The organism is Neoroseomonas soli, assembly GCF_018129065.1.
Lineage (GTDB): Bacteria > Pseudomonadota > Alphaproteobacteria > Acetobacterales > Acetobacteraceae > Neoroseomonas > Neoroseomonas soli.
This window is the reverse complement of record NZ_JAAEDM010000121.1, coordinates 1-10,397: the sequence shown is the minus strand read 5'-3', so window position 1 is coordinate 10,397 and position 10,397 is coordinate 1. Positions and strand designations below refer to the sequence as shown.

Below are 10,397 nucleotides of genomic sequence, written 5' to 3'. Positions count from 1 at the left end.
GGGACCCTCGCGGCGTCCGCCTTCCCGGCGGTCCGCGCCGCGGCCCCTGGCCGGGGCGGCGCTGCGCCCGCGGCCGCGGCCCTTGGGCGCGTTGCGGGCTTCCTCGATCTCGTCATCGGGGACGGGGTCGAGGCCTTCGACGGCCATCCGCGGGATGGGCTTGCCGGTCAGCTTCTCGATCGCCGCCACGTTCTTCGCGTCGTCCGCGAGGGCAATGGTGTAGGCGTGGCCCTCGCGCCCGGCGCGGCCGGTGCGGCCGATGCGGTGGACATAGTCCTCGTCGCGGAAGGGGACGTCGAAGTTGAAGACGTGGGAAAGGCCGCCGATGTCGATGCCGCGCGCGGCGACGTCGCTGCACACCAGCAGCTGCAGTTCGCCGGCCTTGAAGGCGTTCAGCGTGGCGAAGCGGGTGGACTGGTCCATGTCCCCGTGCAGGGCGCCGACGCTGAAGCGGTGCTTCTTCAGCGACTTGTAGAGGATGTCGACCTCGATCTTGCGGTTGCAGAAGATCAGAGCGCTCTGGACCTTCTCCGACCGGATCAGCCGGCGCAGCGCCTCGCGCTTGTCGTGCGGCTGGACGAAGACGATGCCCGTGGTGATCGTCGTCGCCACCGAAGCCGGCGGCGCGACCGAGATCTCCTTCGGGTTGGACAGGAAGGCATCGGCCAGGCGGCGGATCTCCGGCGCCATGGTGGCGCTGAAGAACAGCGTCTGGCGCATGGCCGGCAGCATGGCGACGATGCGCTCGACATCGGGGATGAACCCCATGTCCAGCATGCGGTCCGCCTCGTCGATGACCAGCAGCTTGCAGTCCGCCATCAGGATGCGGCCGCGGTCGAACAGGTCGAGCAGCCGGCCAGGCGTGGCGATCAGCACGTCCACGCCCTTGTCGAGCACGTCGCGCTGGTCGTTCATGCTCTCGCCGCCGATCAGCAGGGCGTGGTTGAGCTTGAGGTGCTTGCCGTACTTCTCGAAGTTCTCGGCCACCTGCAGCGCGAGCTCGCGCGTCGGCTCCAGGATCAGGGAGCGCGGCATGCGCGCCTTGGCCCGGCTGCCGGTCAGGATGTCGAGCATCGGCAGCACGAAGGATGCCGTCTTGCCCGTGCCGGTCTGCGCGCAGCCCAGCACGTCGCGCCCCATCAGGACGTAGGGGATCGCCTGTTCCTGGATCGGCGTCGGGTGGATGTAGCCGGATTCGGAGACGGAGCGGAGGAGTTCCTCCGAAAGGCCGAGGTCGGCGAAGGTCGTGCGCGGCGGTTCCGGCTCGTCCTCCTCGGTGTATTCCGGGACTTCTTCCTCGACGGCGTCGTCGGGAGCGGGGGCTTCCTCCCCGGTCGGCACCACGGCCTCGGCGGCGATGGGCGGCGCCTCATGACCGCTCAGGGCGGTCTCGGCCGGCGCGGGGGCGGAGGCTTCCTCCCCGGTCGGCACCACGGCCTCGGCGGCGGTGGCGGGCGTCGGCTCGTGCCCGGTCAGGGCGGCTTCGGCCTGCGCGGGGACGGGGGCGTCCTCCCCGGTCGGCACCGCAGCCTCGGCGGCGGTGGTGGGCGGCGCGTCGTGCCCGGTCAGGGCGGTTTCGGCCGGCTCGGGGGCAGGGCCCGGTTGAACCGGGGCATTGGCCGCCTCGGCGGCGGCATTGGGAAGGTCGTTCAAGTCGCTCTTTTCCATGGGCCCGGCGGAGCGGGCCGACAGCGGGTGATGCGGTGGGTGGCCGAGCCCCGGCGGGGGCGCACTCCGGGGCCGGCGGTCCGGCCCGCCATTCCACGAGCGCGCCGGATATGCGCCGGTTCCGCACGAAGATCAAGGTTTTCAGCCCTCCCCGGCCCGCGCCCGGCGCATGGACGGCCCGAACGGGGCGGATTACAGCCATTATGCATGACGCATCGCCCGACGCTCCTGCTCCTGCCCGGCCTGCTCTGCGACGCGCGGCTGTGGCGCGACCAGGCGGCCGCGCTCGCCCCCTTGGCCCGGCCGGTCGTCGCCGACCTGGCGCTGGACGACAGGGTGGAGGCCATGGCGGCGCGGGCGCTCGCCGCCGTGTCCGGGCCCTTCGCGTTGGCCGGCCTGTCGATGGGTGGCTACGTGGCGCTCGAGATCATGCGCCAGGCGCCGGAGCGGGTGACGCGGCTCTGCCTGTTCGACACCTCGGCCCGCGCGGACACGGCGGAGCAGTCGCGCCGGCGGCGGGGGCTGATCTCGCTGTCGCGGTCGGGCCAGTTCCGCGGCGTGACGCCGCGGCTGCTGCCGCAACTGATCCACCCCTCCCGCCTCGAGGGTCCGCTGGCCGCCGAGGTGATGGAGATGGCTGCACGCATCGGCAAGGAAGCCTTCCTGCGCCAGCAGGAGGCCATCATGCACCGGCCGGATTCGCGCCCGGACCTCGCGCGCATCGCCGTCCCGACGCTGGTGGGGGTCGGGATGGACGACGTGCTGACCCCGCCCGCCCTGGCGGAGGAGATGGCCGCCCGCATCCCCGGCGCCCGGTTGCGCCGCTTCGCCGATGCCGGCCATCTGCCGACCATGGAGACGCCCGAGGCGGCGACCGCCGCCATGGCCGCCTGGCTCACCGCCTGAGACCCCCCCCATGCATGCCCATTTCGTTCTCGCCCATCCGGAGCCACGCTCCTTCAATGGCCATCTCGTGGCCTCCGGTGCGGCGGCGCTGGAGGCGGCGGGCTGGACGGTCACCGTCTCCGACCTGCACGCCATGGGTTTCGACCCCTGCGAGCGACCTGAGCACTACCCCGACCGCGTGGACCCCGCCCGCTTCGACGTGCAGGCCGAGCAGCGCCACGCCAGCCAGGCCGGGACGCTGCCGGCGGCGGTGCTGGAGGAACTGGCGCGCATGGACCGCGCGGACCTCCTGGTATTGCAGTACCCGATGTGGTGGCACCTGCCGCCGGCCATGCTGAAGGGCTGGTTCGACCGCGTGCTCGCCTACGGCGAGGCCTACACCAGCAGCAGGCGCTTCGAGTCCGGCCGCTTCACCGCCAAGCGGGCCATGCTCTCGGTCACCGTCGGCACCAGCCGCGCCACCTACGAGCATGACGGCCGCAGCGGCGACATCGACCTGATGCTCTGGCCCGTGAACTTCTCCCTCGCCTATGTCGGCTTCGACGTGGTCGAGCCCTTCGTCGCCTATGGCGTGGAGGCCGGGCTGCGCTACTCCGACCCCGCCGCGGTCGAGGCACGGCTGAGAGGTATCGTCGAGGAATTCCGTGCCATGCTGCCGACGGTGGCCGAGCGCCGGACCATCCCGTTCAACCGCAAGTCCGAATGGGGCGAGGACGGGCGCATCAAGCCGGGCGCCCCGGTCCATTCGCCCTTCATCCGCCGCCGCAAGGTGCTGGACCTCGAATAGCGGCGCCGCTCACCCCCCGCCGATCAGTATGCCCGCCGCGAGTACCAGCCCGCCGCCGAGCACCACCTGCGTGACCGAACGCAGGAAGGGTGTCTCCATGAAGCGGTTCTGGATCCAGGCGATGGCCCAGAGCTCGAAGAACACGACCACGAAGGCGACCGCCGTCGCGGTCCAGAAATGCGGGATCAGGTAGGGCAGGGCGTGCCCCAGTCCCCCCAGGGCGGTCATCACGCCCGAGGCGATGCCACGCTTCACCGGCGATCCGCGGCCGGAGATCACGCCGTCATCGTGCACCGCCTCGGTGAAGCCCATCGAGATGCCCGCGCCGACCGAGGCGGCGAGCCCGACCAGGAGCGTCGTCCGGGGATCCTGCGTCGCGAAGGCGGTGGCGAAGATCGGCGCGAGGGTGGAGACGGACCCGTCCATCAGCCCGGCCAGGCCAGGCTGCACCCAGGTCAGGATGGTCTGGCGGCGGGCGCGCTCGTCCTCCTCCTCCCGCGCGTCGGTGGTCAGGTGGGTGGCCTCGGCCTGAGCGAGCCGATGGAGGTGCCCGCCCTCCTGCAACGCGAGGTCGCCGAGCAGGCGGCGCGTGCCGGGTTCGCTCGATCGTGCTGCCGCGGCCTCGTAGAAGCGCCGGGCGTCGTCCTCCATCCGCTCGGCTTCCTGGCGGATGCGCTCGACGCCGAGGGTCTCGACCAGCCAGACCGGGCGGCGGGAGTAGTAGCCGGCGACATGCTCGCGGCGGATCAGCGGGATGGTGTTGCCGAAGCGGCGCTGGAAATCGGCGATGAGGGCGCGGCGGTGCCCGTCCTCCTCCGCCACCATGTCGTCGAACATCGCCGCCGTGGCGGGGTAGTCCTGCCGCAGCCGGTCCGCGTAGGTGGCGTAGATGCGCGCATCGTCTTCCTCCGAGGAAATCGCGAGCGCGAGAATCTCCTTCTCCGAGAGCCGCGCGAACGGCTTACGGCTGCCGAGGAATCCGAGCATCACCCATCCTTCCGGTCCCCCGCCGCGCGGGGCTGTGCCTTCGCCGCGCGGCCAGGGAGGCCACGGCGCCGTGCGGCAATCTAGGCACCGGAGGGGCGGGTGCGCGAGTTGCGCGCGCCTCGTGCCCGTCGCGGCGATGCCCGCGGGATCGAGGCATGGCGCACCCGCGAAGGCGGCGCGGCCGTCCCCGCGGGTGCCCGGCCGCGCCCTGTTGTCAGGCCTGCCGCAACAACGCTTCGAAGGCGGTGAAGCCCTGGGCGATCCGCGCCGCGGCGGAAGCGCCCGTGTCGAACACGGCGCGCCCGCCACCGTTCCGCACGACCTGCACGAAGCCGGGATCGCGCATCGCTTCCTGCAAGGCCTGCCGCAGGCGGGCCACGACCGGGGCCGGCGTCGCGGCGGGCGCGAAGAGGCCATGCCAGTCGCCGAAATCCGTATCCCCGAGGCCGACATCGGCGAAGCTCGGCAGGTCCGGCCATACCGTGGTGCGGGATGGGCCGGCGGCAACGACGGGCACCAGCGTGCCGTCCTCGACATACTGGCGGATGACGCTCACGTCGAAGAGCGCGAAGGACGTCTCCCCGGTGATGACGGAGGTCAGCCGCTGCGCGCCGCCGCGGTAGGGCACCTCCATCACCTGCACGCCGAAGTGACGCCCGATGTGCCGTGCGGCCAGGTTCGGCGTGGAGCCCGGGCCGGAGGACGCGTAGGGCACGGGGTCCGGGCTTTTCCGCAGGGCCTCGATGAAGGTCGGGAAGTCCCGCGCGCCCAGGGACCGGTGCGCGGCGATGACCGAGGACCCTTCCTGGAAGATTCCGATCGGGGTGAAGCCGTTCCGCGCGTTGAAGCGCACGACCTCCGGGGAGGCGACGACATTGCCGATGAAGGCGGTGGTGTTGGTGCCGAGCAGCGTGTAGCCGTCCGCTGCCGAGCGCGCGACGTGCTCGGTGCCGATCAGCCCGCCCGCCCCGCTCCTGTTGTCGAGCACGACCGGCTGGCCGAGCACCTCGCCCAGCGCCTGGCCGATGGCGCGGCTGTAGACATCCACCGGCCCGCCAGGCGGCCAGGGCACGACCAGCCGCAGCGGGCGCGACGGCCAGGCCGGCTCCTCCGCCTGGGCGCGGAACGGCAGAAGGGTGGCCGCGGGCAGGGCAAGCACCCCTGAAGCGAAGCGCCGACGGCTGGTGGTTCGGTTGCGGATGCTCATGGCCGGTCTCCTGTCGTGGGCCGGTCGCGCCTGCGCGACGGTGCGGCCCTGCGCGCCGCCACCGCGAGGCGGCCGGCGCGACGTCAAAAAGGGGATGGCTCCGAATGATCTTCGGGGCGTTCTTGTGCTTGCCTGGACGTGATCGAGGACATGCTTCGCGCCGCCGGGTGTGGCGTTTCCTGGCGCTTCGCATCGATTGGGCTCACCCGGACCGTCACGTCCGGGCCTGGCGCCTCACCGCTCCGTGCAGGTGCCCGCCAGGCTCACTGCCGGCAACATCGGCGCCACGCCGTGGAGGGGGCCGCGTCCGGCTGTCGCGCGAGGGCATCGCGCCACCACCGCACGCGGCGATCGCGCCACCGCCGCACATGGCGGGAGGAGCGGTGCCACCCTGCCCCGGTGCGCATGATCAGGCGGCCCGGACGGCGCGCGGCAACAGCGCCGCGAGATAGCGCGCCACCGCGAGCGGGGCCGAGACGCCTGCCCGCTTCTCGGCCTCGGCATTGTAGTTGGTGTTGGTGTTGACGTCGTAGGCGAAGGTGTTCCCGGCCGCGTCGGTGACGAACTCGATGGCGCCGACGCCGACCCCGTTCGCGGCCAGGAAGGATTCCATGCGCGGGATCAGCGGGTGGTTGAAGCCTTCGACGATGCGGAATTTTTCCCCCGGCGCGACGGCGGGGCAGGCGGCGCCTTCGGGCATCGCGCAGGCATCGGCTGGGCAGAGTTCGAAGCCCTCCGAGGTGTCCACGCGCACGGCATAGAGGAACTTCCCGCCGATGAACTCGGCGCGGGTGATGAACGGCTCGGGCGCGGCGATGTAGCGCTGCACCAGCCAGATGCCGTCGCGCGGCAGGGCGTAGGGATCCTCGCTGGCGGCGATGCGGGCGATGGCCTCCTCGAGCGCGGCGGCGCTGCGCACCAGTTGCACGCCGAGGCCCTTGCCCGCGCGGTTGTGCTTGAGGATCAGCGGGTAGCCGATGCGCGCGGCGGCATCGCGGATGTGCTGCTCGCCCACCACGGCGACGGTCGGCGGCGTCGGGATGCCCCAGGCGGCGAGAGCCTCGTATTGCGCGACCTTGGACACCTCGAGTTGCAGCGCGCGGCGGCCGTTGACCACGGTGCGGCCGTGGCGCTCGAGCCATTCGATGACCGCGGCGGCGTATTCGGGTGCGTAGTGGTGGCCCCGGGTGTGCGAGGAAGCGGACATCCGGTTGTAGAAGACGCCCTCCGGCGGCGGCTGCGTCAGGTCGAGCAGGCCGCGGTCGATGAACCACTCCTCGTGGTGCACGTGGATCGCGCCGAAGGCGGCGCGCAGCGGCGCGAGCCAGGCATCGTTCTCGTGGATGACATGGATCTTCGACATGGGGGCCGGTTTCCGCCGCGGTTATCGCGCAGCAAGAGAAAGCGTTTCTCATGAATGGCCGCAAGTACGGGATATGAAGAAAAATTATTCTTTTCCGATCGCGTGTCAGGCGGGGATGACTTCCCCCGCGCGGCCGGTCCGGCGCCAAGCCCTTCCCCGTTGCCGCGCCGCGCGCCGCGCCGTATCCACGCGGTGGCGTCAGGGGAAGCCGCATGTCGGAATCGATCATCCTGGAAGCGCGGGAGACGAAGCGCTCCTACGGGCCGCTTTGGCTCGCCCTCTCCGCGCTGATGCTGGGGCTGCCCTTCCTCGGGCGGCAGCGCGTCACCGTGACGAACGAGCGCATCACCCTTACCTCCGGCTTCTGGACCAAGGTGCGCGACGACATCGAGATCTTCCGCATCCGCGACGTGGTCGTGAAGCAGAGCATCTGGCATCGCCTCGTCGGCATCGGCGACATCGTGGTGAAGTCGATGGAAGGCCGCTCGGAGGAGACGCATGTGCTGCGCGGCGTCGCCGACCCGGTGGGCGTGAGCGAGAAGATCCGTACCCTGTGGAACCAGACGGCGCGGCCGAAGGGGCCGGCGGCGTCGCTCGACTGAAGAGCAGGGGAAGGGGAACCTTCCCCCGCACCCCCATCCCTTCTTCGTGTCCTTGGGGAACCGACGTCGGGGGGCGGTTCCAGGAGCCGAAGACCGTTGAGCCGGCACCCGAGGACGCGCGATCGGCCCTTCCCGACGCGGTGGCGCCTCTGCCACCCTGAAACGATGCCTCTCGCCTTCGCTCCCCTTCGCCATCCCGCCTTCCGCCTGCTCTGGTGGGCGAACCTCGCGGCCAATATCGGGCTGTGGGTCCAGAACACCGGGGCGGGCTGGATGATGACCGGCCTCGATCCTTCACCCTTCATGGTCAGCATGGTGCAGGCGGCCTCGATGCTGCCGGTCTTCCTGCTCGCGCTCCCGGCCGGCGCGGCGGCCGACATCATCGACCGGCGGCACTACCTGATCGGCGCCCAGGGCTGGGTGCTGACGGTCGCGACGATGCTCGCGCTGCTGACCTGGGCGGGCTGGCTCGGCCCCTGGGGGCTGCTGTTCTTCACCTTCTGCATCGGCATGGGGAACGCGCTGAACTTCCCCGCCTGGGCGGCCACCACGCCGGAACTCGTCCCGCGCGAGGACCTGGTGCAGGCCATCGCGCTGAACGGCATCGGCTTCAACCTCTCCCGCGCCGTGGGGCCGGCGATCGGCGGCTTCGTCATCGGCCTCGCCGGGACCGAGGCGGCCTTCGCGCTGAATGCGTTCTGCTTCCTCGTGCTGTTGCTTTCGCTGTTGTTCTGGAAACGGGAGAAGCCGGACAACCCGCTGCCGCCGGAACACTTCCTTGGCGCGATGCGCGCCGGCCTGCGCTTCGTCGCGGCGAGCCCCGCCATGCGCGCGACCATCCTGCGCGCCAATGTGTTCTTCTTCTTCACCGCGGCGGTCTGGGGGCTGCTGCCCCTGGTGGTGCGCCAACGGCTGGGCCTCGGGCCGGAAGCCTATGGGATGATGCTCGGCGTGATGGGGATCGGCGCTGTCGGCACCGGTTTCGCGCTGCCCTACCTGCGGGCCCGGCTGCCCACCCGCGGGGGGATGGTGCTCGCCTTCTCGCTGGTGTCCTCGGTCGCGCTGGCGCTGCTCGGCGTCTCGGTCCATTGGCTGCCGGCGGCGGTCGCGCTGCTGTTGTTCGGCGCCGGTTGGCTCGCCGCGGCGAGTACGCTGCAGGCCGCGGCGCAGTTCGCGACGCCCGCCTGGGTACGGGCGCGCGCCATCGGGATCTACCAGCTCTGCTTCTTCGGGGCCATGACGCTCGGCGCCGTGCTGTGGGGCTGGGCTGGCACGCATTTCGGCGTGGCCCCGGCGCTGCTGCTCGCCGGCGCGATCGGTGCCGTCTGCGCCGTCGCGGTCCGCGGCTGGGGCCTCGACACGCCGCCGGCGCGGGAGGCACCCGCCGTCGCCATGCCGCGGCCGGAGGCGCCTGCGGCGGAACTCGCCCCCCTGCTGGCCGGCGACACGGGCCGGGTGCTGGAATTCGTGCGCTACACCGTGAGGCCGGAAGACCGCCCCGCCTTCCTCCTTGCGATGCGGGAGGTGCGGAGCGTCCGGCTGCGCAGCGGCGCGCTGGCCTGGCGGCTGCTCGAGGATGTCGCGCGTCCCGAGCGCTGGGTCGAGTTCTGGGCCGTCGAATCATGGACCGAGCATCTGCGCGAGGTCGGCCGCCTCGATGCGGTGGACCAGGCGGTTCTCGCTCGCGCCGCCGCCTTCCAGGCCGGCGAGGGCCCGCCCGAGGCGGCGCGCTACCTCACCGTGCAGTCCTGACATGGCATGCCAAGGCTTCATGCGGCCGGTGCAAGTCACCATATAAGGATCGAACGGACGGAAGGAGAAGAGATTTGGCCAAGACCAGTACCGGTATCCTGCATGCCACGCGCAACGACCTTGGCGCCAATGCCCGGGAAGTGTCGGTGGGCGTGCTGAACGCCGCGCTTGCCGACGCGATTGACCTGACCAACGGCGTGCGCATGGCACACTGGACCGTGCGCGGCCCGCAGTTCGCGGCACTGCACGCGCTGTTCGAGACCTTCTACGACCAACTCGGCGGAACGACGGACGAGATCGCCGAGCGCGTCGTCCAGCTCGGCGGAACGCCCGACGGCACGACGCAGCTGGTGGGCGCGAAGAGCCGGCTCGAGCCCTATCCGGCCGGGCTGCGCGACGGCATGGACCACGTGAAGGCGCTCGCCGCGCGCTACGCCGCGCTGGCGAAGGAGGTGCGGGCCGGCATCGCCGCCACCGGCGATGCCGGCGATGCCGATACCTCGGACCTGCTCACCGGCTTCTCCCGCACGCTCGACAAGGGGCTGTGGATGCTGGAGGCGCATCTCGGCTGATCCGGCCGCGGGTGGATGCCGTCGCCTGGACGTGCTGTCCTCCATCCCGGCTGCGCAACGGAGGGGTGGATGGGCAGTGACGGTTCGGGATTCGGCAGGCCTCGGATCATGCTGGGGGCGCTGGCTGTCGCCGTCGTTGCGGCCGGCTGCGCCGGGCCGGGCGGCCGGTTCGACCAGGCCGAGGGCTGCCGCAACCAGTTGACGAGCTTCAACGGCGCGGGGGATGCGCTGCTCGCCGGCGGGGGGCGTTGGGACCAGGGGCATTTCTCCCGCGCCACCGTCACGGCCACCAATTTCACTGGCCGCAACGCCGCGGCTCCTGCCGGGCTCGAGGCGGGCCTCGCTCAGGAGAACGCCGACCTCGACGCGCTGCAGATCGCCTTTGACGCGCTGCTCTACTGCCGCTGGATCGAGGCACGGACCATCCGCGCCGAACTCGCCGCGAACCGCGTGCCCCGGCCGGCGGCGGATTCCCGCATGGCGGCGCTGCGGGCGCGGCTGCAGCGCGACCTGGCGCGCGCCCAGCAGGTGCTCGACGGCCTGGAGCGCCGGG

At 71.6% G+C, this 10,397-nt stretch carries 10 protein-coding genes; 6 read left to right on the top strand and 4 right to left on the bottom strand.

What is annotated here, in order from left to right; translation table 11 throughout:
- Nucleotides 1–1,653 (bottom strand): DEAD/DEAH box helicase (locus GXW76_RS23635; RefSeq protein ID WP_246514660.1); only part of this gene is annotated, 1,653 nt, incomplete at its 3' end.
- A gap of 222 nt (nucleotides 1,654–1,875) precedes the next feature.
- Between GXW76_RS23635 and GXW76_RS23630 the strand changes: the two genes are divergently transcribed.
- Together GXW76_RS23630 and GXW76_RS23625 are read left to right on the top strand one after the other, a co-directional pair.
- Entirely contained in the window at nucleotides 1,876–2,574 is a 699-nt protein-coding gene (locus GXW76_RS23630; RefSeq protein ID WP_211864602.1) for an alpha/beta fold hydrolase, read from the top strand.
- Between the two features lie 10 nt (nucleotides 2,575–2,584).
- Complete coding sequence (locus GXW76_RS23625; RefSeq protein ID WP_211864601.1) at nucleotides 2,585–3,361, top strand: NAD(P)H-dependent oxidoreductase; 777 nt, start codon at nucleotides 2,585–2,587, stop codon at nucleotides 3,359–3,361.
- Nucleotides 3,362–3,370: 9 nt separating this feature from the next.
- Here GXW76_RS23625 and mbfA read toward each other — a convergent pair whose 3' ends face one another.
- The 3 genes from mbfA to GXW76_RS23610 all read right to left on the bottom strand — a co-directional run bounded on the left by mbfA (nucleotide 3,371) and on the right by GXW76_RS23610 (nucleotide 6,918).
- Complete coding sequence (gene mbfA, locus GXW76_RS23620) at nucleotides 3,371–4,348, bottom strand: iron exporter MbfA (protein ID WP_211864600.1); 978 nt, start codon at nucleotides 4,346–4,348, stop codon at nucleotides 3,371–3,373.
- Nucleotides 4,349–4,562: 214 nt separating this feature from the next.
- Nucleotides 4,563–5,555, bottom strand: coding sequence for a Bug family tripartite tricarboxylate transporter substrate binding protein (locus tag GXW76_RS23615; protein WP_211864599.1), 993 nt, complete (start codon nucleotides 5,553–5,555; stop codon nucleotides 4,563–4,565).
- A gap of 409 nt (nucleotides 5,556–5,964) precedes the next feature.
- Nucleotides 5,965–6,918 carry an ATP-grasp domain-containing protein gene (locus GXW76_RS23610; RefSeq protein WP_211864598.1) on the bottom strand — a complete coding sequence of 318 codons (954 nt, stop codon included), beginning with the start codon at nucleotides 6,916–6,918 and terminating at the stop codon, nucleotides 5,965–5,967.
- Between the two features lie 212 nt (nucleotides 6,919–7,130).
- Here GXW76_RS23610 and GXW76_RS23605 point away from each other — a divergent pair, with 212 nt between their 5' ends.
- From GXW76_RS23605 to GXW76_RS23590, 4 genes are all read left to right on the top strand, one after another.
- A complete protein-coding gene (locus GXW76_RS23605; protein WP_211864597.1) occupies nucleotides 7,131–7,520 on the top strand; it encodes a PH domain-containing protein in 390 nt (129 codons plus the stop codon).
- 165 nt (nucleotides 7,521–7,685) lie between these two features.
- Nucleotides 7,686–9,272 carry an MFS transporter gene (locus GXW76_RS23600; protein ID WP_211864596.1) on the top strand — a complete coding sequence of 529 codons (1,587 nt, stop codon included), beginning with the start codon at nucleotides 7,686–7,688 and terminating at the stop codon, nucleotides 9,270–9,272.
- Nucleotides 9,273–9,346: 74 nt separating this feature from the next.
- The gene (gene dps, locus GXW76_RS23595; protein ID WP_211864595.1) at nucleotides 9,347–9,844 is read left to right on the top strand and encodes a DNA starvation/stationary phase protection protein Dps; all 498 of its coding nucleotides are present in this window, start codon (nucleotides 9,347–9,349) and stop codon (nucleotides 9,842–9,844) included.
- A gap of 108 nt (nucleotides 9,845–9,952) precedes the next feature.
- On the top strand, nucleotides 9,953–10,397 hold a 445-nt coding region (locus GXW76_RS23590; protein WP_211864594.1), incomplete at its 3' end, for a hypothetical protein.

Excerpts from the sequence above, each read along its gene's own strand:
- GXW76_RS23630 (WP_211864602.1), top strand. The coding sequence starts at position 1,876 with ATGACGCATCGCCCGACGCTCCTGCTCCTGCCCGGCCTGCTCTGCGAC.
- GXW76_RS23610 (WP_211864598.1), bottom strand. The coding sequence starts at position 6,918 with ATGTCGAAGATCCATGTCATCCACGAGAACGATGCCTGGCTCGCGCCG.
- GXW76_RS23625 (WP_211864601.1), top strand. The coding sequence starts at position 2,585 with ATGCATGCCCATTTCGTTCTCGCCCATCCGGAGCCACGCTCCTTCAAT.
- GXW76_RS23615 (WP_211864599.1), bottom strand. The coding sequence starts at position 5,555 with ATGAGCATCCGCAACCGAACCACCAGCCGTCGGCGCTTCGCTTCAGGG.
- GXW76_RS23600 (WP_211864596.1), top strand. The coding sequence starts at position 7,686 with ATGCCTCTCGCCTTCGCTCCCCTTCGCCATCCCGCCTTCCGCCTGCTC.
- mbfA (WP_211864600.1), bottom strand. The coding sequence starts at position 4,348 with ATGCTCGGATTCCTCGGCAGCCGTAAGCCGTTCGCGCGGCTCTCGGAG.
- GXW76_RS23605 (WP_211864597.1), top strand. The coding sequence starts at position 7,131 with ATGTCGGAATCGATCATCCTGGAAGCGCGGGAGACGAAGCGCTCCTAC.